Raw genomic sequence first — 25,462 nt, 5'->3', positions numbered from 1 at the left:
CTCTGTGACGGGCGGGGGAGCCACCGGCGCCCCCGCCCGTCCACCTTCCGGCCCCGTCTTCACGTGCGGGGCACATCATCACCACAGCAACGCCGTACCAGGGAGCTGTTTTCCATGAGCGCCGAGACTCCTGCCGCATCCGGCCAGTTCACTCGCCGGAGGCTGCAGTTCCGCGCCTGGCGGGGCGCGCGGCCGTTCTGGGCCGGCCTGTTCGTCATGCTCGGCGGATTCCCCATCGCCTACTTCCCGTACGCGAACCTCCAGATCGGACATCTGACGCTGGCCATGGCGACCACGGCGGGCGCCGGGTCCCTGATCATCGGCGTGCTGCTCGTCGTCCTCGGCGTCAGCCTCTGGTTCCAGAAGCACGTACGGGTCTTCGCGGGTGTCGCCGCGATCCTGCTGGCGCTGGTGTCCATTCCCGTCTCCAACCTCGGCGGCTTCCTCATCGGCTTCCTCTTCGCCCTCGTGGGCGGGGCGATGGCCGTGTCGTGGGCGCCGGGCACACTGCCCGAGGACAAGCCCGCGGCCGCCGCGGGGAACCAGGGCGGCGCCCCTCAGGGCGCGGACAGCGACACCACGCTGCTGAAGTCCGTCGACGACACCACGGTGGGCGAGCCGAACGATCTGTCAGGAACGAGCCCGGCGAACGGGGCGAACGGGAGGCACAGTGCCGGCTGACGAGGTGACCCACGGGGCTGATGCGGAGGCGTCCCGTGTGAGAACCGGGCCGCGCCACGCGGCTCCCAAGAAGCCGCTGTTCACCAGGTTCCAGATGCCGGCGGGCAAGGCGATAGCCCTCGCGGCTATGCCGACCGCGGTCCTGATGGGCATGGGGTTCACTCCCACGCTCGCCCAGGCCAAGGACGAGCCTGGCTCGTCGAACAGCCTGACCGCGGACGAGTACAAGGACTGCCTGACGGCGATCGAGGCCGCGGAGGACGCCGAGAAGGACGCCAAGGACAAGGACAAGGAGAAGGACGACGCCTCCGCGTCGCCCACGCCGTCCCCCTCGGCGAGCGACGGTGCCGAGGAGAAGCCGGCCGAGAAGCCGGATGCGCAGGAGGCCCCGGAGGCCGGTGCGCGGGAGCAGGCGGGCAAGGGCACGTCCTCTTCGCCGGATTCAGGTTCCGGCGACAAGGCCGAGCCCGCACCGTCCGCCTCCGCCTCCGAGCAGCCCGCGCCGTCCCCCTCGGAGACCGACAAGAACCTCCTGGAGAAGATCGGCGACGGGATCAAGGACGTCCTCACGCCGGGCGAGGCTGCCAAGGCGGAGGAGGGCGAGAGCCCCGCCCCGTCGCCCTCGGAGACCGGGAAGGCCGCCGAGGCGGCCGGGGACGCCGGAGACAAGGCCGAGGAGACCGCCGAGAAGGCCGCGGGTGCCGCGAAGGAGGCCGCCGAGGACGCCGCCGGCACGGCGGGCGAGGCGGCCGAGGGCGCGGGCGAGGCGGTCGAGGGAGCCGCCGAGAAGGCCGAGAAGGCCGCCGAGGAGGCCGCCCCGGAGGTCTCGGCCTCGCCGAGCCCGTCGGAGAGCGCCACGGTCGACCCGGAGGACTGCCCGGTCGCCACCGACGCCGAGGGCGGCATCGACAACACCGTCCCGCTGCCCGACGACCCCTGGTTCCTGGACGCCAGCTCGCTGCTGCTGAAGGGCGCCGACTACAAGGGCATCGTGAAGGTGAAGACGGCCAACGGCACCACCAAGAAGGTGCTGAAGTACGTCGTCTCGGACGGCACCGACATCGGCGACCTGCACCAGACCGTCAAGGACCCGCAGTCCGGCAAGACGTACCACGTGCAGGCCGCGAAGGGCTCGACGTCCACCATCCGCAACGGCGACACCGTGATGTACACGGAGCGCATATCCGGCAACCTGCTCGGGCTGATACCCGTCACGTTCGACCCGGAGCACCCGCCGCCGCTGAACATCCCGCTGATCTACTTCACCAATGTGAAGGTGCAGCAGGCCGGCCAGTTCGGCGGCACCCTGCACGTGCCCGGACTGCACCAGTTCGTCACGGACTGAGCCCGCGTCAAGACCACTTCGGGAGCCGCTCACACCGAGGGCGCCCCCTGATCCTCAGGGGGCGCCCTCGGCGTCTTGGCCGAACGTGCGTCAGGCGGTCTCGTCAGCCGGCCGGAGACCGTCAGCTGGTCGGGCCGCCCAGGTGGTGGACGCGGACCATGTTGGTGGTGCCCGGGACGCCGGGCGGGGAGCCGGCGGTGATCACCACGATGTCGCCCTCGTTGAACCGGCTGAGCCGGACCAGCTCCTGCTCGACCAGCTCGACCATCTCGTCGGTGCTGTTGACGAACGGCACCACGTGCGGCTCCACGCCCCAGCTGAGCGTCAGCTGGTTGCGGGTGCTCTCGTCGGTGGTGAACGCCAGGATCGGCTGCTCGGCGCGGTAACGGCACAGCCGCCGCGCGGTGTCACCCGACTGGGTGAAGGCCACCAGGCCCTTGCCGCCGAGGAAGTCGGCGATCTCGCAGGCCGCGCGGGCCACCGAACCGCCCTGTGTGCGCGGCTTCTTGCCCGGCACCAGCGGCTGCAGGCCCTTGGACAGCAGCTCCTGCTCGGCCGCCTGGACGATCTTCGACATCGTCCGGACCGTCTCGATCGGGTAGGCGCCGACCGAGGACTCCGCCGACAGCATCACCGCGTCCGCGCCGTCCAGGATCGCGTTGGCCACGTCGGAGGCCTCGGCGCGGGTCGGCCGGGAGTTGGTGATCATCGACTCCATCATCTGGGTCGCCACGATCACCGGCTTGGCGTTGCGGCGGCACAGCTCGATCAGGCGCTTCTGCACCATGGGGACCTTCTCGAGCGGGTACTCGACGGCCAGGTCGCCGCGGGCGACCATCACGCCGTCGAACGCCATCACGACGTCCTCCATGTTCTCCACCGCCTGCGGCTTCTCCACCTTGGCGATGACCGGGACCCGGCGGCCCTCCTCGTCCATCACCCGGTGGACGTCGGCGATGTCCTTGGCGTCCCGCACGAAGGACAGCGCGACCAGGTCGCAGCCCATCCGCAGGGCGAACCGCAGGTCCTCGACGTCCTTCTCGCTCAGCGCGGGCACGTTCACGGCCGCGCCGGGCAGGTTGATGCCCTTGTGGTCGGAGATGACGCCGCCCTCGATGACGATCGTCTTCACCCGCGGGCCCTCGACGTCCAGCACCTTCAGCTCGACGTTGCCGTCGTTGATCAGGATCTGGTCGCCGCGGGAGACGTCGCCCGGCAGCCCCTTGTAGGTCGTCCCGCAGATCTTCTTGTCGCCCGGCACGTCCTCGGTCGTGATGGTGAACTCGTCACCGCGTACCAGTTCGACGGGACCCTCGGCGAAGGTCTCGAGGCGGATCTTGGGGCCCTGGAGGTCGGCGAGGACACCGATGGCCTTGCCGGTCTCCTTGGACGCGGCACGGACCCGGTCGTAGCGGGCCTGGTGCTCGGCGTGGCTGCCATGGCTGAAGTTGAAGCGGGCCACGTTCATGCCGGCTTCGATCAGGGCGACGAGTTGCTCGTGGGAGTCGACCGCGGGGCCGAGAGTACAGACGATTTTCGAACGGCGCATGGGGGCGATCCTATCGGTTTGTTTCGCAGCGGAATATTCCGTCTGGCGGAATATACAAATGAGATTCCCGACGCTCACTTGTTCTCAGTCGTTGTTTCCGGCCAGTGCGTATGTCTGAGTGGCGATCTCCATTTCCTCGTCCGTCGGAACCACCGCGACCGCGACCCGCGCGCCCTCGGGCGAGATCAGCCGCGGCCCCTCGCCGCGTACCGCGTTGCGCTCCGCGTCGACCGCGAGACCCAGCGGCTCCAGGCCCGCCACGGCCGCCGCGCGCACCTCCGCCGAGTTCTCGCCGACCCCGGCGGTGAAGGCCACCGCGTCCACCTGCCCGAGAACGGCGCAATAGGCACCGATGTACTTCTTCAACCGGTGAATGTAGATGTCGAACGCCAGCTTCGCCTGTTCATCACCCTCGTCGATCCTGCGGCGGATCTCCCGCATGTCGTTGTCACCGCACAGCCCGATCAGACCGCTCTTCTTGTTGAGCAGGGTGTCGATCTCGTCGGCGGACATTCCCCCGACGCGCATCAAATGGAAGATGACGGCCGGGTCCATGTCTCCGGATCGCGTACCCATCACCAGCCCCTCCAAGGGGGTCAGCCCCATCGAGGTGTCCACGCACCGGCCGGCCCGCACCGCCGAGGCGGAGGCCCCGTTGCCCAGGTGCAGCACGATCACGTTGACGTCCTCGGGTGCCCGGCCCAGCAGCCGTGCCGTCTCCCGCGAGACATACGCGTGCGAGGTGCCGTGGAAGCCGTAGCGGCGGATGCGGTGCGCGTCGGCGGTCGCCACGTCGATCGCGTAGCGGGCGGCCGACTCCGGCATCGTGGTGTGGAAGGCGGTGTCGAAGACCGCCACCTGCGGCAGGTCGGGGCGCAGCGTCATGGCCGTGCGGATGCCGGTGAGATTGGCCGGGTTGTGCAGCGGCGCCACCGGGATCAGCCGCTCGATCTCGGAGAGCACGGTGTCGTCGATGACGGTCGGCTCGGTGAAGTACTTGCCGCCGTGCACCACCCGGTGGCCGATCGCGGCGAGTTCGGGGGAATCCAGGCCCAGGCCGTCCGCGGCCAGCTCCTCGGCCATCGCCTTCAGCGCGGCGTCGTGGTCGGCGATCGGACCGGTGCGCTCCCGGCCGTCCCCGGCCGCCGCCGAGGTGTGCTTCACCCGGGAGGTCTGCTCCCCGATCCGCTCCACCAGTCCCGTGGCCAGCCGGCTGCTGTCACGCATCTCGAGCAGCTGGTACTTCACCGACGAGGAACCGGAGTTGAGGACGAGGACACGCGTGGCAGTCACTGGGCGGCAGCCTTCCCGGTCGTGGAGTCGTTCTGGGCCTGGATGGCGGTGATGGCGACGGTGTTGACGATGTCCTGCACCAAAGCACCCCGGGACAGGTCGTTGACCGGCTTGCGCAGACCCTGCAGCACCGGTCCCACGGCGATCGCACCGGCCGAGCGCTGCACCGCCTTGTAGGTGTTGTTGCCGGTGTTCAGGTCGGGGAAGATCAGCACGGTCGCCTGGCCGGCCACCTCGGAGTCCGGCAGCTTGGTCGCGGCGACCGACGGCTCCACCGCCGCGTCGTACTGGATCGGCCCCTCGATCTTCAGATCGGGCCGGCGGCCGCGCAGCAGCTCGGTCGCCCGGCGCACCTTGTCCACGTCGGCGCCGGTGCCGGAGGTGCCGGTGGAGTACGACAGCATCGCGATCCGCGGCTCCACCCCGAACCGGGCCGCGGTCACCGCCGACTGCACGGCGATGTCGGCGAGCTGCTCGGCGTCCGGGTCCGGGTTGACCGCGCAGTCGCCGTAGACCAGCACCTTGTCGGCCAGGCACATGAAGAACACCGAGGAGACGATGGCGGCGTCCGGCTTGGTCTTGATGATCTCGAAGGCGGGCCGGATGGTCGCGGCCGTGGAGTGCGCGGAACCGGAGACCATGCCGTCCGCGAGGCCCTCCTCGACCATCAGCGTGCCGAAGTAGTTCACGTCGGAGACGACGTCGTAGGCCAGCTCCACGGTGACGCCCTTGTGCGCCCGCAGGGCGGCGTACTTCTCGGCGAAGCCGTCCCGCAGCTCGGAGACGGCCGGGTCGATGATCTGGCTGTCGCCGAGGTCGATGCCCAGGTCGGCGGCCTTCTTGCGGATCTGCTCCACCGGCCCGAGCAGTGTCAGCTCGCACACGCCCCGGCGCAGCAGCACCTCCGCCGCGTGCAGCACGCGCTCCTCGGTGCCCTCCGGGAGCACCACCCGCCTGAGGTCGGAGCGGGCCTGCTCGAGCAGCTTGTGCTCGAACATCATCGGGGTGACCCGGTCGCTGCTGGGCGCGGAGACCCGCCGGGTCAGCTCGGCGGTGTCCACGTACCGCTCGAACAGGCCGAGGGCGGTCTCCGCCTTGCGCGGGGTGGCCGCGTTCAACTTGCCCTCCAGGGAGAACAGTTGCTCCGCGGTGGGGAAGCTGGTGCCCGACACCGACAGCACCGGCGTGCCGGGGGCGAGGCGGGCGGCCAGGGTGAGGATGTCCTCGCCGGGCACCTCGTCCAGGGTGAGCAGCACCCCCGCGATCGGCGGGGTGCCGGCGCGGTGCGCGGCGAGCGCCCCCACCACCAGATCGGCGCGGTCGCCCGGGGTCACCACCAGGCAGCCCGGCGTCAGCGCGGCGAGGAAATTGGGCAGCATGGCGCCGCCGAAGACGAAGTCCAGGGCGTCCCGGGCGAGCCCGGAGTCGTCCCCGAGCACCACCTTGGCGCCCAGCGCGGTCGCCACCTGCGAGACCGTCGGCGCGGACAGGGCCGGTTCGTCCGGCAGCACCCAGCAGGGCACCGGCAGCCGGGTGGCGAGCCGCTCGGCGATCTCCTCCCGGTCCTCGCGGGCCACCAGGTTGACCACCATGGCGAGCACGTCGCAGCCGAGGGTGTCGTAGGCCCGGTAGGCGTTGCGGGTCTCGGCGCGCACCGACTCGGCGGTCTGCTTGCGGCCGCCCACCACCGGGATCACCGAGGCACCGAACTCGTTGGCGAGCCGGGCGTTCAGTGACAGCTCGTCCGGGAACTGGGTGCCGGCGTAGTCGGTGCCGAGGACGAGCATCACGTCGTAGTCCCGGGCGACCAGGTGGAAGCGGTCGACGAGGGTGGAGACCAGCTCGTCCGTGCCCCGCTCGGCCTGGAGGGCGGAGGCCTCCTGGTAGTCCATGCCGTAGACGGTCGCCGGGTCCTGGGAGAGGCGGTAGCGGGCGCGCAGCAGCTCGAAGAGGCGGTCCGGCCCGTCGTGCACCAGGGGGCGGAAGACGCCCACCCGGTCGACCTGCCGGGTCAGCAGTTCCATGACTCCCAGCTCGACCACCTGGCGGCCGTCGCCGCGGTCGATGCCGGTCACGTACACGCTGCGGGTCACGCGCGCTCTCCGTTTCGTTGGTTTCGTCGGCTTTGCCGTGTCGGTCGGGGTCTGTCAGGGCTCAACGGGTGTGGTGATCGTCGTCGTCGGGGCCGGGTGTGCCGTCGTCGGGGGTGTGATGCGTTGTCGCAGGGGTTCGAGTGCGCCGGGACCGCGTTGTCATACCGGCGTCTGCAAGATCACCCGTGGAGGTGAGCAGAACCCTCTTGACAATACCTCCGGCGCTCGTTAAGGCGCCCACTCGTCCGGCGTCGGCGCCGCCCCCGGGGGACGTGAAACAATCGGGATTGGCTCACCGGTATCGACAGCGACCAGGAGACACAGCACGATGCGCATCGGAGTTCTCACCGCAGGCGGCGACTGCCCCGGCCTGAACGCAGTGATCCGGTCGGTCGTGCACCGCGCGGTCGACAACTACGGGGACGAGGTCATCGGCTTCGAGGACGGCTACTCCGGTCTGCTCGACGGCCGCTACCGGCCCCTCGACCTCAACGCGGTCAGCGGAATCCTGGCCCGCGGCGGCACCATCCTCGGCTCCTCCCGGCTCGAGCGGGACCGGCTGCGCGAGGCGTGCGCGAACGCCTCCGACATGATCCGCGACTTCGGCATCGACGCGCTCATCCCGATCGGCGGCGAGGGCACGCTCACCGCGGCCCGCATGCTCTCCGACGCGGGCCTGCCGGTGGTCGGGGTGCCCAAGACCATCGACAACGACATCTCCTCCACCGACCGCACCTTCGGTTTCGACACCGCCGTCGGCGTCGCCACCGAGGCGATGGACCGGCTGAAGACCACCGCCGAGTCCCACCAGCGGGTGATGGTCGTCGAGGTCATGGGCCGGCACGCCGGCTGGATCGCCCTGGAGTCCGGCATGGCCGCCGGCGCCCACGGCATCTGCCTGCCCGAGCGCCCCTTCGACCCCGCGGACCTGGTCAAGATGGTCGAGGCCCGCTTCGCCCGCGGCAAGAAGTTCGCCGTCATCTGCGTCGCCGAGGGCGCGCACCCGGCCGAGGGCACCATGGACTACGGCAAGGGCGAGATCGACCAGTTCGGTCACGAGCGTTTCCGGGGCATCGGCACCGCCCTCGCCCACGAGCTGGAGCGGCGCCTGGGCAAGGAGGCCAAGCCGGTCATCCTCGGCCATGTGCAGCGCGGCGGCGTGCCGACCGCGTACGACAGGGTGCTCGCCACCCGCTTCGGCTGGCACGCGGTGGAGGCCGCGCACCGGGGCGAGTTCGGGAAGATGACCGCGCTGCGCGGCACGGACATCGTGATGGTCCCGCTGGCGGAGGCGGTCACGGAGCTGAAGACGGTGCCGAAGTACCGCATGGACGAGGCCGAGTCGGTCTTCTAGTCCGCCTTCCGGCCTGTGCCGGTCGCCTACCGGGAGGCCCCTACCGGGAGCCGGAGTACTCCTCCACCGCCGCCCAGAAGTGGTCGACGACGCGTTCGAGGAACTCCCGGCCGTCGTCCCCCGCGTCACCGCTGCCGCCGCCCCAGCTGAGGGTGGCGGCCATGTGCCCCTGGTAGTCCTGGTGCAGCCGCTGCAGCGCCCGCTCCAGCACCCGCCGGTCCAGCGGGGCCAGCTTGCCGACCGGCCGGACGTACCCCTGCCAGCGCGTGGTCGCGGCACTGCGCAGCAGCTCCGCCAGCCGGTCCTCGTGCCCGGAGACCGTGATCAGGTCGGCCAGGGACAGGGCGAGCAGTCCGGCCAGCACGGCGGTCTGCCGGTCGGAGCCGCGCCACTGGCCGGTCTCCTCCATCCGCAGATACGCGCGGAGTTCGTGCCCCACCGCGCGGGCGACGTCCTCGGCCGCCAGACCGCGGGCGATGCGGTGCTCGCGCAAGGTGCGCGGCCGGCCGATGAGTTCACCGGGGGAGCACCACAACACCCCCGCCAGCGCGGAGAGTTCGGGACCGGAGGGGGCGGCGGTGCCGCGCTCCCAGGCGACCACCAGGTGCGGTGTCACATACGGCAGCCCGTAGGAGGCGCGAAGGGTCTGCGCCACATGGTCCGGGCCCATGCCGAGGGCGGCCCGCAGCCGGCGGGCGGCGGGCGCGTTGAACGGAGGAGGCGGGGGATCGTTCGGTCGGGGGGTGGCTCGGTGCACGGCCGACAAGCTAGAGAAGCCGCCCTGCGGGTGACTACGGTCAGTTCGGCCAATGTTACGGATTGTATGAAGCTACGGAGACCGGCGGTCACCCCCGGCCCCGGCGCCCCGTCCCCGGTCATCCCTTCACCGCGCCACCCAGCGCGAAACCTCCGCCGAGCCGTCGTGCGATCAGTACATACAGCAGGATCACCGGCGTCGAGTAGACGATCGAGAACGCCGCCAGCTGCCCGTAGGCGACCATGCCGCGGTTGCCGAAGAAGTCGTTGATGCTCACCGAGGCGGGCATCAGATCCGGACTCAGCAGCAGCATGAAGGGCACGAAGAAGTTGCCCCACATCATCACGAAGGAGAACACGGTCACCACCGCCACGCCCGGCCCCATCAGCGGCAGCACGATCCGCACCAGCGACTGCAGCGTGGACGCCCCGTCCGTCCAGGCCGCCTCCTCCAGTTCCTTGGGCACGCCGTCCATGAAGTTCTTCATCAGCCAGATCGCGAACGGCAGCTGAGAGGCGGCGAAGAAGAAGATCGTCCCCTGCCGGGTGTCGATCAGGTCGACCTGCACGAACAGCGCGTACACCGGGACCATGATCGCGGTGATCGGCAGGCTGGTCGCGAAGAGGATGGTCAGCAGGAACGGCCGGTTCAGCCGGGAACGGAACCGGGAGAGCGGATACGCCGCGAGCGCCGCGCACACCACGGTCAGCGCGGTCGCGCCGCCGCACAGGACCAGGCTGTTCAGCAGCGGCGTGAAGGTGATCTCGTCGGTGAGGATGGCGTCGAAGTGCTCCAGGGTGAGCCCGTCCGGTGCCTTCACCCGCAGACCGGCGTGCGGATCGAGCGCGGACAGCACCACCCAGGCCAGCGGCAGCACGAACGCGAGGGCCACCACCAGCAGGCCCGCGTCGGCGGCGAGCCGGCGCGCGGCACGGCGGGAGGCGAGCGGGCGGGCGGCACGGCGGGAGGCGAGCGGGCGGGCGCGGTGGGGGAGGGGCAGGGACACGATGGATCAGACCTCCGTCCGCAGCAGACGCATGTACACGGCCGAGAACAGCGCGCCGACCAGCAGAAGCAGCAGGGCCACGGCCGTGCCGTACCCGATCAGGCTGTTCTGGAAGGCCTGTTCGTACATGAACAGCGGCAGCGTCTGGCTCCGGCCGCCCGGCCCGCCCCGGGTCATCACCCAGATCAGCCCGAACACCGAAAGCGTCTGCAGGGTGTTGAGCATCAGGGTGGTGCCGATGGAGCGGCGGATCATCGGCAGCGTGATGTGCCACATCCGGCGCCAGCCGCCGGCGCCGTCCACCTCGGCGGCCTCGGTGATCTCCCTCGGGATCTCGTTCAGCGCGGCCGAGTACACCAGCATCGAGAAGGCGGTGCCGCGCCAGACGTTGGCGAAGGACACGGCGAGGATGGGCAGCGTGAACAGCCAGTTCTGGGTGGGGAGATGGAGCCAGTCCAGGACGGCGTTGAGCGTGCCCTCCCGGCGGAAGAAGGCGTAGAGCAGGAAGCCCGCCACCACCTCCGGCAGCACCCAGGCGGTGACAACGATGCCACCGGTCAGGGTGCGCACCGGCTTCGAGGCCCGCTGCATCAGCGCGGCGAGGATGAGCCCCAGGGTGTTCTGCCCGACCAGCGCCGACACCACCGTGAACACCAGCGTCAGCCATACGGCGTTGAGGAACTCGTCGTCCGCGAACGCCCGGCGGAAGTTCTCCAGGCCGGTGAACGACTCTTCGGCCTGGCCGGTCAGCTGCAGGTCGGTGAAGGCGATGAACACGCAGTACGCGATCGGCCCCGCCAGGAAGAGCAGCAGCAGGGCGAGCGCGGGGGTCAGCGGCAGGAAGCGGGGCAGCAGACGGCGCAGTCCGCTGCGGGCGGAGGCGGGCGCGGGCGAGGGTGCGGGCGGGCCCGGAGGGATCTTGGCGAGTTCCGGGCCCGTGTGCGGTGCGGCGGCGGTCATGGGCTCGTTCCGTTGCTGCTTCTCGTGCTACTTCTCGACGACCTGGTTGTCGGTGGCGTCCTTCAGGGCCTCGTCGTAGCCGCGGGCGGCCTCCCGGACCGACATGTCACCCGTGGTCACGCCCTCCATCGCCTCCTGGATGGCGGTGGACACCTTCGGATACGCCGGATAGGCGGGCCGGTAGTGGGTGCTCGACACCAGGTCGGTGAAGAACTTGATGCCGGGCTGCGCCTTGACGTACTCGGGGTCGCTCGCCACGTCCCTGCGCACCGCGATGCCGGAGTTGGCGATGTACCACTTCTGGGCGTTGGCCTTGGTCTGCATGGTCTTGATGAACTCGAAGGCCAGATCGGGGTTGGCCGCCTTGGCGGGGATCGACCAGGCCCAGCCGCCGGACATGCTCACCTTGCCGGCGGCCTGCCCCTTCTGGGTCGGCATCGCGGCGAGCCCCAGCTCCTTCGACCACTCGGGCCACTCGTGCCCGCTGCCCTCCAGCCAGTCCTGCGGCAGCCAGGAGCCGTCGAGCGCGATGCCGAGCTTGCCCTGCGGCAGCCACTCGCCGCGCACCCGGGTGCCGACGTTCGGGTCGAGCGCGTCGGAGACCTCCGGGCCCAGCTTCTCCTTGTAGACCGTCTCGACGAAGGCGAGGGAGTCCTCGAAGCCCTTCCCGGCGCTGATCCACTTCTTACTGCTCTTGTCGTACAGCGGGTCCGAGGTGCCGTCGTTGGTGCCGTAGAGCAGCATCTCGAAGGTCTGCATGGTGGCGGCCTCGCCGACCGGCTTGCCGGTGTAGACGTTCAGCGGGATGACGTCCGGCACCTTCTTCTTGATGGTGCGGGCGGCGTCCAGGACGTCCTCCCAGGTCCTCGGCTGCCAGCTCTCGGGCAGGCCGGCCTTGGCGAAGATGTCCTTGCTGTACCACAGGCCGCGGGTGTCGGTCCCGTCCGGGACGCCGTAGGTCTTGCCGTCCTCACCGCGGGTGGCGGCCTTGGCGGTGCCGATGAACTGGCCCCAGTCCTTCCACTTCTTCAGGTACGGATCCAGCGGCTTCAAGTACCCGCTGGTGATGTCGGAGTTGATGAGGAAGGTGTCCTCGTAGACCAGGTCGGGCGCGGTCTTGGGGGAGCGCAGCATCTGCTGCAGCTTGGTGTAGTACTCCGCGTCCGGGGCCTTGATGGGGACCAGTTCGACCTTCTTGCCGGGGTTCTCCTTCTCGAACTGCTTCTTGATGCCGGCGATGTAGGTGTCCATCACCTTGATGTTGTTGTCCGTGGACTGCTTGAAGGAGACCCTCAGCGTGTCCGGGTCGCTGCCGGAGCCGCCGCCGCAGGCGGTGAGGGTCGCTGCGGCGGCCAGGGTGAGAGCGATGACGTGGGGGAGGGCGGCGGTGGGGCGCACGGGCATGACCTCCTGGGCGCACTTCGTCGTGGCGCGTGGACGGCTGCCCGGCGAACGTAAGTTGAGTGGTCTAGTCAGGTCAATGAGTGTGCGGGGAATCGATCGCGGGCCGGGACCGGACGGACGGGACGTCAGCTCCCGCCGCCGTCCCGGGCCGGGGCCGGGAGAGGGGATGTTCGAGTGGCGGAACAGGAGCTCACCGTCGGGCAGTTGCTGCTCGCCGAGTACCAGAGCGTGAAGGACGAGCAGAAGGCGCGGATCGGCTTCCGCGACAACCTGCTGTATGTCACCCTCGCGGTCGTCGCCGCCGTGATCGCCGCGGCGGCCCAGGCGAAGCAGCCCGCGATGCTCGTGGCGCTGCCGCCGGTGTGCGTCGTCCTCGGCTGGACCTACCTCGTCAACGACGAGAAGATCACCGCCATCGGGCTGTATGTGCGCGACGACCTGGGCCCCCGTCTCGCCCGTCTCGCCCCGGGCTCGGACGGCTTCACCACCTTCGGCTGGGAGGCGTCCCACCGCCGCGACTCCCGGCGCCGCTTCCGCAAGACGGTCCAGGTCCTGATCGACCTCACGGCGTTCTGCGCGGTCCCGCTGGCGGCGCTCATCGTCTACTGGGCGGACGGCGGCGCCGGCGGCCTGCTCCTCGCCCTGTCGGTACTGGAGGCACTCGCCGTGGCAGGTCTCGCCTCCCAGGTGGTCTGGTACGCGAGGGCGGCCGAAACGGGGGGAGGCGGGAACCCGGACTGATGGCCGGCGGCCCGGCTGCCGGCGCCGCGTCCATGGGCGGTTCGGTCTTCAGTGCCGCGACCACGGGCGGTCCAGCCTTCGGCGGCCCGCGTGCGGTGCCGCGCCCACCGGTGGTCCAGCCTTCGGCGGCCCGGCTCACTTCCCACGCACCCAGCGGTACACCAGTTCGGGGCGGCCCACCTGGCCGTACTGGGGGTTGCGGCGGGCCCGGCCCGCGTTGACCAGGTGTTCCAGGTAGCGGCGGGCGGTGATGCGGGAGATGCCCACCGCCTCGGCGACTCCGGTGGCGGTGAGGCCCTCCTCGGCGCCGCGCAGCGCGCCGGTCACCCGTTCCAGGGTCGGGCCGCTCAGCCCCTTCGGCAGCGCGGCCGGGCCCGGTGCCCGCAGCGCCGCGAGGGCGCGGTCCACCTCGTCCTGGCCGCTGGCCTCGCCGACGGCCGCGTGGAACTCGGCGTAGCGGACCAGGCGGTCGCGGAGGGTGGCGAAGGTGAATGGTTTCAGCACGTACTGGACGACGCCGAGGGACACCCCCTCGCGCACCACTGCGAGGTCGCGGGCCGAGGTCACCGCGATGACGTCGGCGTGATGGCCGGCGGCGCGCAGCGAGCGGGCCAGTTGCAGGCCGTGCACATCGGGCAGGTGCAGGTCGAGCAGGAGCAGGTCGACGGGGACGCGTTCCAGCATCCGGCGGGCCTCGCCGCCGGTGTGCGCCTTGCCGACGGTGACGAAGCCCGGCACCCGGCCCACGTACATCACATGCGCGTCGGCGGCGACCGGGTCGTCCTCGACGACCAGGACTCTGATGGGCTGCTCGGTCACGACCCGCCCCCGGGGACCGCGGCCGGGGAGGCCGCCCGCAGCGGCAGGCGCGCCTCGAAGCACGCCCCGCCCTCCGGCGCCGGGCTCACCGTCAGGGTGCCCGAGTGGCGGTTCACCGCCTGGCGGACCAGGGCGAGGCCGAGACCGCGTCCGCCGGGGCCGGAGGGCTTGGTGGTGAAGCCCCGCTCGAAGACCGCCTCCGCGTGGTCCGGGTCCACGCCCGGGCCGGTGTCGCAGACCCGCAGCACCAGCTCCTCGCCCCGCTCGGTGAGCGCCGTCACCGTCACCCGGGGGCCGACGCCGCCCTGCGCCGCGTCCACCGCGTTGTCGATCAGGTTGCCGAGGATGGTGACCAGGTCACGCGGCGGGAGGGACTCCGGCAGCAGGCCGTCGTCCAGGCGGCTGTCCTCCGACACCACCAGCTCCACGCCCCGCTCGTTGGCCTGCGCCGTCTTGCCCAGCAGCAGGGCCGCCAGCACCGGCTCGCTCACCGCCGCCACCACCTGGTCGGTGAGCGCCTGCGCCAGCTCCAGCTCGGCGGTCGCGAAACGCACCGCCTCCTCGGCCCGCCCCAGCTCGATCAGCGACACCACGGTGTGCAGCCGGTTCGCCGCCTCGTGCGCCTGGGAGCGCAGCGCCTGGGTGAAGCCCCGCTCGGAGTCCAGCTCGCCCATCAGCGACTGCAGCTCGGTGACGTCGCGCAGGGTGACCACCGTGCCGCGGCGCTCCCCGCCCGACACCGGGGAGGTGTTGACCACCAGCACCCGGTCCGCCGTGAGGTGCACCTCGTCCACCCTGGGCTCGGACGCCAGCAGCGCACCCGTCAGCGGGGCCGGCAGGCCCAGGTCCGCCACCGATCTGCCCACCACGTCCACCTCCGGCGCCACGCCCAGCAGCTCCCGGCCGCCGTCGTTGATCAGCGCCACCCTGTACTGCCCGTCCAGCATCAGCAGCCCCTCGCGCACGGCGTGGAGCGCCGCCTGATGGTAGTCGTGCATCCGGCTGAGCTCGGTCGCGTTCATGCCGTGGGTGTGCCGGCGCAGCCGCGCGTTGATCACATAGGTACCGATGGCGCCCAGCCCGAGCGCGCCGGCCGCGACCGCGAGCAGCGCCGTGAGCTGCTCCTCCACCCGCTGGCTGATCTCCTCCACGCGGATGCCCGCGCTGACCAGCCCGACGATCCTGCCGCCGTCCCGGATGGGGGTCACCGCGCGGACGGACGGGCCGAGCGTGCCGGTGTAGGTCTCGGTGAAGGTGCGGCCCTTCAGGGCCGGGGCCGTGTGGCCGATGAAGGGGCGCCCTATCTGCTCCGGGTCCGGGTGGGTCCAGCGGATGCCCCGCGGATCCATGATCGTGACGAAGTCGACGTCGGTGTCCCGCACCACCGCCAGCGCATACGGCTGCAGACCGGCCGAGGGATCGGGGCTGCGGATGGCGGCGCGTACCGACGGCGAGTCGGCGACCGAGCGGGCCACCGCCGTGGCCTGCCTGCAGGCCGCGTCCTCGGCCTGGCCGCGGTGGCTGACGTAGGCGAACAGCGCGTACCCGGCCACCACGACCGCGATGAGCACGGCCTGCACGGCGAACAGCTGGCCCGCGAGGCTGCGGGGCCGGGGGACGGGGATGCGCATGCCGCCAGTCTGCACGGGCCCGCCCCGGTGAACTAAATGAACGGAAGGGTGACCGCACTCACAGGGCGCGCCATAGTCACGGCAATCCCCAATTCCCCGGATGATTCCCCGGACGTGAGCCGCACGCCGGTGTCGCCGACGAAGACGTCAAGGAGGGCAGCCGTGGCCGCCAGCACCCCGAGAACGGCCCCCGCAGCCAAACGGGACCGCACGCATTACCTCTACATCGCGGTGATCATCGCGGTCGCACTCGGAATCGCGGTCGGGCTGATCGCACCGGACTTCGCGGTCGAGCTGAAGCCGATCGGCACCGGGTTCGTCAACCTCATCAAGATGATGATCTCGCCGATCATCTTCTGCACCATCGTGCTGGGCATCGGCTCCGTGCGGAAGGCCGCCAAGGTCGGCGCCGTCGGCGGCATCGCGATGATCTACTTCCTGGTGATGTCGCTGGTCGCGCTGGCCATCGGTCTGATCGTCGGCAACGTCCTGGAGCCCGGCGCGGGGCTCGCCGTCACCGAGGCGGTGAAGGAGACCGGGCACGCCCAGGTCGACGCGGAGGCCAAGGACACCACCGAGTTCCTGCTCGGCATCATCCCGACCACCATCGTGTCCGCCTTCACCCAGGGCGAGGTGCTGCAGACCCTGCTGATCGCCCTGCTCTGCGGCTTCGCCCTGCAGGCCATGGGCAAGGCCGGTCAGCCGGTCCTGCGCGGGATCGAGCACATCCAGCGGCTGGTCTTCCGGGTCCTCGCCATGATCATGTGGGCGGCCCCGGTCGGCGCCTTCGGCGCCATGGCCGCCGTCACCGGCTCGGCGGGCCTGGACGCGCTCAAGAGCCTCGCGGTGCTGATGCTGGGCTTCTACGTCACCTGTGTGCTGTTCATCTTCCTGGTGCTCGGCGCGCTGCTGCGGATCGTCTCGGGCCTGAACATCTTCACCCTGTTCAAGTACCTGGGCCGGGAGTTCCTGCTCATCCTGTCCACCTCCTCGTCCGAGTCGGCGCTGCCGCGGCTGATCGCGAAGATGGAGCACCTGGGTGTCAGCAAGCCGGTGGTCGGCATCACCGTGCCGACCGGCTACTCCTTCAACCTCGACGGCACCATGATCTACATGACCATGGCCTCGCTGTTCATCGCCGACGCCATGGGCACGCCGATGTCGGTCGGCGAGCAGATCCCGCTGCTGCTGTTCCTGCTGGTCGCCTCCAAGGGCGCGGCGGGTGTCACGGGCGCCGGCCTGGCGACGCTGGCCGGCGGTCTGCAGTCGCACAAGCCGGCCCTGGTGGACGGCATCGGCCTGATCGTCGGCATCGACCGCTTCATGAGCGAGGCCCGCGCCCTGACCAACTTCGCCGGCAACGCGGTCGCCACGGTGCTGGTGGGCACCTGGACCAAGGAGATCGACAAGGAGCGCGTCGGCGAGGTGCTGGCGGGCCGGCTGCCCTTCGACGAGAAGACCCTCCTGGACGACCACGGCTCCGACGCGACCGCGGATGCGGATGCGGACGGTGCGGATCTGCCGGAGTCCGGCGGCGGTGAGAAGGAGCTGGCGAAGGCCTGATCCGGCCCTCACCGACACCCTCCCCTCACCGAGACACGGGACACGGCCCGGGCCTGAACCCCGGGCCGTGTCCCCTCGGTTGAGCCGCACCGAGACAAAGGAAAACCCCCGGGCAATTGCGCTCGGGGGTTTTCCTTGCGTATATTCATTGATTCGCGACTTCATTATGAAGAATCGCGGAGAAGTTCAGTGAGCACAGTATATCCGGGCGGGAGCGGAATTGTCAAACACCGAATTTCCGGACGATGAATTGCGGCGCGAACAGGAATTCATCGACGGGCTGTACGCACGCGTGGACGCCCTCAGGGGCGTCACCGAGGACTCCCTCACGGACGCGCTCGCCCAGGGCCACACGCCCATGCAGGCCCGGTTGGAGCGGGACATCCAGGTCGCCGAGCGCTCCGGGCTGCTCGCCGCGCTCAACGCGGTGGACGGCTCGCTGTGCTTCGGCCGGATCGACCTGGCCTCCGGGGAGTCCCACCACATCGGCCGGATCGGCCTGCGCGCCGACGACGCCGACCGCACCCCCGTCCTGATCGACTGGCGCGCCGAGGTCGCCCGCCCCTTCTACCTGGCCACCGGCCACACCCCGATGGGGCTCAGGCGCCGCCGCCACATCTCCACCGAGGGCCGCCGGGTCACCGCCCTGCACGACGAGATCCTCGACCTCGGCGACGAGACCCGCACCGGGCACGAGGACCCCAGCGGCGACGCCGTGCTGCTCGCCGCGCTCAACTCCGCGCGCACCGGCCGCATGGCCGACATCGTGCGCACCATCCAGGCCGACCAGGACCGCATCATCCGCGCCCCGCACCGCGGGGTCCTGGTCGTCGAGGGCGGCCCCGGCACCGGCAAGACCGCCGTCGCCCTGCACCGCGCCGCCTACCTCCTCTACGAGCACCGCGAGCTGCTGGCCCGCCGCGCCGTGCTGATCGTCGGCCCCAACCCGGCGTTCCTCGGCTACATCGGCGAGGTCCTGCCCAGCCTGGGCGAGACCGGGGTGCTGCTGTCGACCGTCGGCGAGCTGTTCCCCGGGGTGAAGGCCACCCGCACCGACACGCCCCGGGCGGCGGCCGTGAAGGGCCGGGCCGGCATGGCCGACGTGCTCGCCGAGGTCGTCCGCAGCCGGCAGTCGCTGCCCGACCCGGTCATCACCATCGAGCACGACCGCTCCATCCTGATGCTCGACGACGGCCTGGTGAACGTCGCCCGGGAACGCACCCGCGCCACCAAGCTGCCGCACAACGCGGCCCGCGAGCACTTCGAGGGCCACATCCTCAACACCCTCACCGACCTGTACGCGGAACGCATCGGCACCGACCCGTTCGACGGCTCCAACCTGCTCGACGCGAGCGACATCACCCAGATCCGCGACGAACTCGCCGAGAACCCCGAGGTGTGGGCCGCCATCGACCGGCTCTGGCCCCGGCTCACCCCGCAGCAGCTGGTCGCCGACTTCCTCGCCGCACCCGACGAGTTCCTGCCGCCCGAGGACGCCGACGCCGTCCGCCGCCCGGTCACCCGGCACTGGACCGTCGCCGACGTGCCGCTCCTGGACGAGGCGGCGGAGCTGCTCGGCGAGGACGACCGCCTGGAGCGCGAGCGGGCCGAGCAGGAGCGGCTGCGGCAGATCGCCTACGCGCAGGGCGTACTCGACGTCTCCTACGCGTCCCGGACCTACGAGTTCGAGGACAAGGAGGAGGACGACCCCGAGGCCTCCGAGGTGCTCTCCGCGCACGACATCATCGACGCGGAGCGCTTCGCGGAGCGGCACGAGGAGGCGGACCACCGCAGCGCCGCGGAGCGCGCCGCCGCCGACCGGACCTGGGCCTTCGGGCACATCATCGTCGACGAGGCGCAGGAGCTGTCGCCGATGGCGTGGCGGATGCTGATGCGGCGCATCCCGACCCGGTCGATGACGCTGGTCGGCGATCCGGCGCAGACCTCGGAGGCGGGCGGTGTCGGCTCCTGGGAGGACATCCTGGCGCCCTATGTCGAGGACCGCTGGGAGCACACCCGGCTCGGCGTCAACTACCGCACCCCCGCCGAGATCATGGAGGTCGCCGCGGCCGTGGTCCGCGCGGAGAACCCCTCCTTCGAACCGCCCAGCTCGGTGCGCAGCACCGGTGTGAAGCCCTGGATCCGGGCGGTGGACGACCTGCCGGGCGCGGTCGCCGAGGCGGTGCGCGAGCTGACCCCCGAGGAGGGCAGGCTGGCCGTCATCGCCCCGCGCGAACTGCACCGGACCATCGCCGCCCGCACGGACGGCCTCACGGCGGGCGCCGAGCCCGACCTGACCCGGACGGTCGTACTGCTCGACCCGAAGCAGGCCAAGGGCCTGGAGTTCGACTCCGTCCTGGTCGTGGAGCCCGGCAGATACGGCACCAGCGACCTCTACGTCTCCCTGACCCGCGCCACCCAACGCCTGGGCATCGTCCACACCGAGCCCCTGCCGAAGGGCCTGGTCGACGTCGCCTGACGGCCATGCCGGGCCGGGCGGGAGCCGCGGTACACACCGGCCGCCCCCGCCCCGGCCCGCTTGCGCGGCTCCGGTGTTCAGCTTGGGCCCGTCGGCACGGGCCCGGTGATCGGCTCTGGGCTCGCCCGCGTGGACCGCGTGACCGGGCCAGCCCGCCCGCGCGGGCCCCGTGATCGGGCGAGGCCCGCGCACGCGGGTCGGATGGGTCAGGCCGGGCGCAGCCACACCGTCGCCAGCGGGGGCAGGGTCAGGCGGATGCTGGCGGGGAAGCCGTGCCAGCCCTGGGGTTCTGGTTTGAGGGGGTCCGGGTTGGTGACGCCGCTGCCGCCGTAGCGGGTCGTGTCGGTGTTCAGGGTCTCGTGCCAGGCGGGGATGTCGTCGGGGACGCCGATGCGGTAGTCGTCCCGTACCACGGGGGCGAAGTGGCAGACCGCGAGCAGCGGGGTGCCGCCGTCGTCGTACCGCAGGAAGGCCAGCAGGTTGTCCTCGGCGGCGTCGCCGGTCACCCAGCGGAAGCCGGACGGCTCGGTGTCGCACTGCCAGAGCGCCGGGGTGCCGCGGTAGACGGTGTTGAGGTCGCGGACCAGCTCGCGCACGCCGCGGTGGTCGGCCTCGGCACCGTAGTTCGGGTCCAGCAGCCACCAGTCCGGGCCGTGCGTCTCCGACCACTCCGAGCCCTGCGCGAACTCCTGCCCCATGAAGAGCAGTTGCTTGCCGGGGTGGGCCCACATGAAGCCGAGGTAGGCCCGGAGATTGGCGCGCTGCTGCCACCAGTCGCCCGGCATCTTCGACACCAGGGACTTCTTGCCGTGCACCACCTCGTCGTGCGAGATCGGCAGCACGTAGTTCTCGCTGTAGGCGTACACCATCGAGAACGTCATCTCGTGGTGGTGGTAGCGGCGGTGGATCGGGTCGTGGCTCATGTACTGCAGCGAGTCGTGCATCCAGCCCATGTTCCACTTGAAGCCGAAGCCGAGCCCGCCGAAGCCGCTGGGACCCTTGTGATGGGTGGCCCGGGTGACGCCGTCCCAGGCCGTGGACTCCTCCGCGATCGTCACGACCCCGGGCACCCTGCGGTAGACGGTCGCGTTCATCTCCTGCAGGAACGCCACCGCGTCCAGGTTCTCCCGCCCGCCGTGCTCGTTCGGCGTCCACTGCCCCGGCTCGCGCGAGTAGTCGAGGTAGAGCATCGAGGCGACCGCGTCCACCCGCAGCCCGTCGATGTGGAACTCCTCGCACCAGTAGAGGGCGTTGGCCACCAGGAAGTTGCGCACCTCGCGGCGCCCGAAGTCGAACTCCAGGGTGCCCCAGTCGGGATGCGCGGCCCGCAACGGGTCCTCGTGCTCGTACAGCGGCCGCCCGTCGAACTCGGCCAGCGCCCAGTCGTCGCGCGGGAAGTGCGCTGGCACCCAGTCCATGATCACGCCGATGCCGGCCCGGTGCAGCGCGTCCACCAGGTACTTGAAGTCGTCGGGTGTGCCGAGCCGCGCGGTGGGCGCGTAGAAGCCGGTGACCTGGTAGCCCCAGGAGCCGCCGAAGGGATGCTCGGCGACCGGCATCAGTTCGACATGGGTGAAGCCCAGATCCCTGACGTAGGCGGGGAGCTGCTCGGCGAGCTGCCGGTAGGTGAGGCCGGGGCGCCAGGACGGCAGGTGCACCTCGTACACGGAGAAGGGCGCGCGGTGCGCGGGCACCTCGGCGCGGCGCTCCATCCACTCCTGGTCGTTCCACACATGGTGCGAGGAGGTGACCACGGACGAGGTGGCCGGGGGGACTTCGGTGCGGCGGGCCAGCGGATCGGCGCGCAGGGTGCGCGAGCCGTCGGGCCGGGTGATCTCGAACTTGTACAGCTCGCCCTCGCCGATGCCCGGCAGGAACAGCTCCCACACCCCGGTGGAGCCCAGCGAGCGCATCGGGCAGGCGGTGCCGTCCCAGAAGTTGAAGGAGCCGGCCACCCGCACCCCGAGCGCGTTCGGCGCCCACACCGAGAAGCGGGTGCCGGTCACGCCCTGGTGGGTCATGGGGTGCGCGCCGAGCACCGTCCACAGCTGCTCGTGGCGGCCCTCGCCGATCAGATGCAGATCCAGTTCACCGAGCGTGGGCAGGAACCGGTACGCGTCCTCGATCTCCAGCTCCGCCCCCTCGTACCGCACCCGCAGGCGGTACGCGGGCACCTCGCGCAGCGGCAGCAACCCGGAGAAGAAGCCGTCGCCGTCGTCGTGCAGCTCGACACTGACACCGCCGGAGAGCAGGGTCACGCCCAGCGCATACGGCTTGAAGACACGGAAGACCACACCGCCGGGCACCGGGTGCGCCCCGAGCACGGAGTGGGGCGCGTGATGTGTGCCGTTCAGCAGCCGCTCCCGGTCCGCGCCGCCGACCGCCGGGGAGACGGCCAGCTCCATCTCGGGGGGTGTGAGCTGCCCGGACGCCGATGTCGCCGATGACGCCGGCGACGCCGACGGTGCCGATGATCCGGACGACGAAGACGGCGAAGACGGCGCAGACGGCGCAGACGAGGCAGACAGCGGTGGTGACGCTGCCGCGCTCGCCGCCGGGTCCTTGGCCGCCGCCTTCTTCGCGACGGCCTTCCGGGCCGACTTCTGCGCCGATTTCGCGGCGGCCGCCTTCTTCTCGGTCACCTTCCTCGGGGTGGCCTTCCTGGTCGCCCCCGTCTGCGCCGCGGCCTTCTTCGCGACGGCCTTCTTCGCGACGGCCTTCTTCGCCACGGCCTTCTTGGCGGTCGCCTTCTTCGCGGCGGACGGCGCCGGCCCGTCTGCCGCGGGTGCCGGCTCGGGCGTCTCGTGGGACTCGGGGCGGGGGATCACGGGCGAAGCCTCCTGGGCGAGCGCGGGAGATCAGGTCAGGTCGGACGCGGTGAGCCGGTGCACCGCGGCCAGCGGTACGGCGAGCCACTCGGGGCGGTGGCGGGCCTCGTAGACGACCTCGTAGACGGCCTTGTCGGTCTCGTGGGCGCGCAGCAGCACCGGGTCGGTCCGCGGGTCGCGCCCGGAGGCCTCCCCGTACCCGGAGCAGTACGCCGCCCGGCAGCGCTCGGCCCACTCCGGCTGCGGCGGGTCCACCGAGCGTGCCGCGTAGTCGAAGGAGCGCAGCATGCCGGCCACGTCCCGCACCGCCGGCTGGGGCATGCGCCGCTCGCTCAGCGGGCGGGCGGGTTCGCCCTCGAAGTCGATCAGTGACCAGTCGCCGTCCGGGGAACGCAGGCACTGCCCGAGATGCAGATCACCGTGTATCCGCTGCGCGGTCCAGGTGCGTCCCTCCGCGGCCAGCTCGTCCAGCGCCGAGTACGCCGAGCGCAGCCCGTCCGCGTACGGGCGCAGCACCGGCACCGCCTGGACGGCGGCCTCCAGCCGCTCCCGCATGCCGTCGACCATCGCGTGCACCTGGGTGTGACCCAGGGTGACGGTCGGCAGGGCGCGGGCCAGCGCGGTGTGCACCTCGGCGGTGGCCCGCCCCAGCGCCCGCGCCTCGGCCACGAAGTCCTCGCCCTTGGCCAGCTCCCGCAGGGCCAGCTCCCAGCCGTCCGTGGCGCCCTGCACGAAGGGCTGGAGCACGGCCAGCACATACGGTTCCGCGGCCGGCCCGGGCGCATCGTCGGGGTCCGCGATCAGCCAGGCCGTGGGCGGGGGCACCCGGGTGCAGCCCTCGCGGGCCAGCGCCAGCGGCAGCTCCAGATCGGGGTTGATCCCGGGCACGATCCGGCGCAGCAGTTTCAGAATGAACGTATCGCCGTAGACGACCGAGGAGTTGGACTGCTCGGCGGTCATCAGGCGCGGCACCAGGCCGCCGCGTATCTCCTGGTGCGGGTCCCGTTCAAAACGAAGCCCGCCGATCCGGGCCTGGGTGCGCAGCGCCTCCAGGAGCAGTTCGGCGGGCCGGGTGTCGTGCAGGGCCTCGTAGACCGTCCGTCCGGCCAGGGGCCCCTCACTGACATGACCGATCAGCGCGGGCGCCAGCCGGGGCGGCAGCGCCTCGCGCACGCCTATGAGCAGCTGGTAGCAGTCGCCGGGGGACTCGGCGCCGCCGTGCCCCGGCAACAGCGGCTGGTGGGCGCGCACCAGCAGGTGGTACAGCCCCAGCTTCGCGGTGGCGGGCAGCAGCTCGGTCGCCTGGACCAGGGTGAACCCGGTGACCGGGCGGCCCTTGCCGGCGAACCACCGCTGCCGCGGCAGCCACTCCCGCAGCAGTGGATCCAGTGACGCAAGCAGGCCGGGCGGGGTCGTGACGGTGCGGGTGACGGCTTCCGACATGGCGTCGCGTCCTTTCCCCTGGTGCGGCGGGCCCCTGGGGGCGCCGCCGGTGGGCGGGGTGTTACTGATGCGTGCCCCGGGCGGAGCGGAGGAAACGCCCCGCCCCGGGGTGCGGCCCGTCGTGCGACAGGCTTTACGCGGCGTCCTTGCGGAGCCGGAACCAGTAGAAGCCGTGGCCCCCGAGGGTCAGCAGGTACGGCAGCTCCCCGATGGCCGGGAAACGGACACCGCCGAACAGCTCCACCGGATGCCGGCCCTCGAAGGCGCTCAGATCCAGCTCGGTCGGCTGTGCGAAACGCGAGAAGTTGTTCACGCAGAGCACCAGGTCGTCCTCGTACTCGCGCAGGAAGGCCAGGACCGCCGGGTTGGACGAGGGCAGCTCGGTGTAGGTGCCGAGCCCGAACGCCGTGTTCTGCTTGCGGATCTCGATCATCCGGCGGGTCCAGTGCAGCAGCGAGGACGGCGAGGCCATGGACGCCTCGACATTGGTGACCTGGTAGCCGTAGACCGGGTCCATGATCGTCGGCAGGAACAGCCGCCCCGGATCACACGACGAGAAGCCCGCGTTGCGGTCCGGCGTCCACTGCATGGGGGTGCGCACCGCGTCACGGTCGCCGAGCCAGATGTTGTCGCCCATGCCGATCTCGTCGCCGTAGTACATGACGGGGGAGCCGGGCAGGGAGAGCAGCAGGGCGGTGAACAGCTCGATCTGGTTGCGGTCGTTGTCCAGCAGCGGGGCGAGGCGGCGGCGGATGCCGATGTTGGCGCGCATGCGGGGGTCCTTGGCGTACTCCGCCCACATGTAGTCGCGTTCCTCGTCGGTGACCATCTCCAGGGTCAGCTCGTCGTGGTTGCGCAGGAAGATGCCCCACTGGCAGCCCGAGGGGATCGCGGGTGTCTTCGCCAGGATCTCCGAGACCGGGTAGCGGGACTCGCGGCGCACCGCCATGAAGATGCGCGGCATCACCGGGAAGTGGAAGGCCATGTGGCACTCGTCGCCGCCCACCCGGTAGTCACCGAAGTAGTCGACCACGTCCTCGGGCCACTGGTTGGCCTCCGCCAGCAGCACCTTGTCCGGGTACTGGGCGTCGATCTCCTTGCGCACCCGCTTCAGGAAGGCGTGGGTCTCCGGCAGGTTCTCGCAGTTGGTGCCCTCCTTCTGGTACAGGTACGGCACCGCGTCCAGCCGGAATCCGTCGATGCCCAGATCCAGCCAGAACTTCAGCGCGGAGATCATCTCCTCCTGCACCGCCGGGTTCTCGTAGTTGAGGTCCGGCTGGTGCGAGAAGAAGCGGTGCCAGTAGTACTGCTTGCGCATCGGGTCGTAGGTCCAGTTCGACGCCTCGGTGTCGACGAAGATGATCCGGGCGTCCTGGAACTGTTTGTCGTCGTCGGCCCACACGTAGTAGTCGCCGTACGGCCCGTCGGGATCGCGGCGCGACTCCTGGAACCACGGGTGCTGGTCGCTGGTGTGGTTCATGACGAAGTCGATGATCACGCGCATGCCCCGCTGGTG

General features: G+C 70.9%; 19 protein-coding genes. 7 read left to right on the top strand and 12 right to left on the bottom strand.

What is annotated here, in order from left to right; translation table 11 throughout:
- Positions 1–114: 114 nt before the first annotated feature.
- A complete protein-coding gene (locus ABD198_RS13235; protein WP_344000663.1) occupies positions 115–681 on the top strand; it encodes a DUF6114 domain-containing protein in 567 nt (188 codons plus the stop codon).
- Positions 671–2,026: a hypothetical protein gene (locus ABD198_RS13230; RefSeq protein ID WP_344000661.1), complete on the top strand. Its 1,356-nt coding sequence runs from the start codon at positions 671–673 to the stop codon at positions 2,024–2,026. Before ABD198_RS13235 ends, ABD198_RS13230 begins: the two co-directional genes overlap by 11 nt.
- A 121-nt stretch (positions 2,027–2,147) precedes the next feature.
- On the opposite strand, the gene pyk is transcribed toward ABD198_RS13230, so the two are convergent.
- The 3 genes from pyk to pta form a co-directional block, all read right to left on the bottom strand.
- Entirely contained in the window at positions 2,148–3,575 is a 1,428-nt protein-coding gene (pyk, locus tag ABD198_RS13225; protein WP_344000659.1) for a pyruvate kinase, read from the bottom strand.
- Positions 3,576–3,659: 84 nt separating this feature from the next.
- Positions 3,660–4,868, bottom strand: coding sequence for an acetate kinase (locus tag ABD198_RS13220; protein WP_344000657.1), 1,209 nt, complete (start codon positions 4,866–4,868; stop codon positions 3,660–3,662).
- Complete coding sequence (pta, locus tag ABD198_RS13215) at positions 4,865–6,961, bottom strand: phosphate acetyltransferase (RefSeq protein WP_344000654.1); 2,097 nt, start codon at positions 6,959–6,961, stop codon at positions 4,865–4,867. Before pta ends, ABD198_RS13220 begins: the two co-directional genes overlap by 4 nt.
- 328 nt (positions 6,962–7,289) lie before the next feature.
- Between pta and ABD198_RS13210 the strand changes: the two genes are divergently transcribed.
- Positions 7,290–8,315 (top strand): ATP-dependent 6-phosphofructokinase, encoded by a 1,026-nt coding sequence (locus ABD198_RS13210; protein ID WP_344000652.1) that lies wholly within the window; start codon positions 7,290–7,292, stop codon positions 8,313–8,315.
- A 40-nt stretch (positions 8,316–8,355) separates the two neighbouring features.
- On the opposite strand, the gene ABD198_RS13205 is transcribed toward ABD198_RS13210, so the two are convergent.
- The 4 genes from ABD198_RS13205 to ABD198_RS13190 form a co-directional block, all read right to left on the bottom strand.
- Positions 8,356–9,072: an XRE family transcriptional regulator gene (locus tag ABD198_RS13205; protein WP_344000650.1), complete on the bottom strand. Its 717-nt coding sequence runs from the start codon at positions 9,070–9,072 to the stop codon at positions 8,356–8,358.
- Positions 9,073–9,190: 118 nt separating this feature from the next.
- Positions 9,191–10,072 carry a carbohydrate ABC transporter permease gene (locus ABD198_RS13200; RefSeq protein WP_344000762.1) on the bottom strand — a complete coding sequence of 294 codons (882 nt, stop codon included), beginning with the start codon at positions 10,070–10,072 and terminating at the stop codon, positions 9,191–9,193.
- A 12-nt stretch (positions 10,073–10,084) separates the two neighbouring features.
- On the bottom strand, positions 10,085–11,038 hold the full coding sequence (locus ABD198_RS13195) for a carbohydrate ABC transporter permease (RefSeq protein WP_344000647.1): 954 nt from the start codon (positions 11,036–11,038) through the stop codon (positions 10,085–10,087).
- A 27-nt stretch (positions 11,039–11,065) separates the two neighbouring features.
- Positions 11,066–12,442, bottom strand: coding sequence for an extracellular solute-binding protein (locus ABD198_RS13190; protein ID WP_344000644.1), 1,377 nt, complete (start codon positions 12,440–12,442; stop codon positions 11,066–11,068).
- 174 nt (positions 12,443–12,616) lie between these two features.
- Between ABD198_RS13190 and ABD198_RS13185 the strand changes: the two genes are divergently transcribed.
- A complete protein-coding gene (locus ABD198_RS13185) occupies positions 12,617–13,183 on the top strand; it encodes a hypothetical protein (protein ID WP_344000641.1) in 567 nt (188 codons plus the stop codon).
- A 135-nt stretch (positions 13,184–13,318) separates the two neighbouring features.
- On the opposite strand, the gene ABD198_RS13180 is transcribed toward ABD198_RS13185, so the two are convergent.
- On the bottom strand, positions 13,319–14,002 hold the full coding sequence (locus ABD198_RS13180; RefSeq protein ID WP_344000639.1) for a response regulator: 684 nt from the start codon (positions 14,000–14,002) through the stop codon (positions 13,319–13,321).
- Positions 13,999–15,633 carry a sensor histidine kinase gene (locus ABD198_RS13175; RefSeq protein WP_344000637.1) on the bottom strand — a complete coding sequence of 545 codons (1,635 nt, stop codon included), beginning with the start codon at positions 15,631–15,633 and terminating at the stop codon, positions 13,999–14,001. The genes ABD198_RS13180 and ABD198_RS13175 overlap by 4 nt, the downstream gene beginning before the upstream one ends.
- A 162-nt stretch (positions 15,634–15,795) precedes the next feature.
- Here ABD198_RS13175 and ABD198_RS13170 point away from each other — a divergent pair, with 162 nt between their 5' ends.
- Positions 15,796–17,196, top strand: coding sequence for a cation:dicarboxylate symporter family transporter (locus tag ABD198_RS13170; protein ID WP_344000636.1), 1,401 nt, complete (start codon positions 15,796–15,798; stop codon positions 17,194–17,196).
- A 250-nt stretch (positions 17,197–17,446) separates the two neighbouring features.
- The gene (locus ABD198_RS13165) at positions 17,447–19,675 is read left to right on the top strand and encodes a HelD family protein (protein ID WP_344000760.1); all 2,229 of its coding nucleotides are present in this window, start codon (positions 17,447–17,449) and stop codon (positions 19,673–19,675) included.
- A gap of 206 nt (positions 19,676–19,881) precedes the next feature.
- Here ABD198_RS13165 and glgB read toward each other — a convergent pair whose 3' ends face one another.
- On the bottom strand, positions 19,882–22,080 hold the full coding sequence (glgB, locus tag ABD198_RS13160; protein ID WP_344000634.1) for a 1,4-alpha-glucan branching enzyme: 2,199 nt from the start codon (positions 22,078–22,080) through the stop codon (positions 19,882–19,884).
- Positions 22,081–22,090: 10 nt separating this feature from the next.
- On the opposite strand from glgB, the gene ABD198_RS13155 reads away from it, so the two are divergent.
- A complete protein-coding gene (locus ABD198_RS13155; RefSeq protein WP_344000632.1) occupies positions 22,091–22,615 on the top strand; it encodes a hypothetical protein in 525 nt (174 codons plus the stop codon).
- Here the strand turns inward: ABD198_RS13155 and ABD198_RS13150 are convergent.
- Both ABD198_RS13150 and treS read right to left on the bottom strand, forming a co-directional pair.
- The gene (locus ABD198_RS13150) at positions 22,534–23,946 is read right to left on the bottom strand and encodes a maltokinase N-terminal cap-like domain-containing protein (protein WP_344000630.1); all 1,413 of its coding nucleotides are present in this window, start codon (positions 23,944–23,946) and stop codon (positions 22,534–22,536) included. The genes ABD198_RS13155 and ABD198_RS13150 overlap by 82 nt on opposite strands.
- Before the next feature lie 133 nt (positions 23,947–24,079).
- The coding region (gene treS / locus ABD198_RS13145; protein ID WP_344000628.1) for a maltose alpha-D-glucosyltransferase at positions 24,080–25,462 on the bottom strand (1,383 nt) is incomplete at its 5' end.

Source organism: Streptomyces thermocarboxydovorans (genome assembly GCF_039524635.1).
GTDB lineage: Bacteria > Actinomycetota > Actinomycetes > Streptomycetales > Streptomycetaceae > Streptomyces > Streptomyces thermocarboxydovorans.
This window is presented reverse-complemented; position numbering and strand designations above follow the sequence as displayed.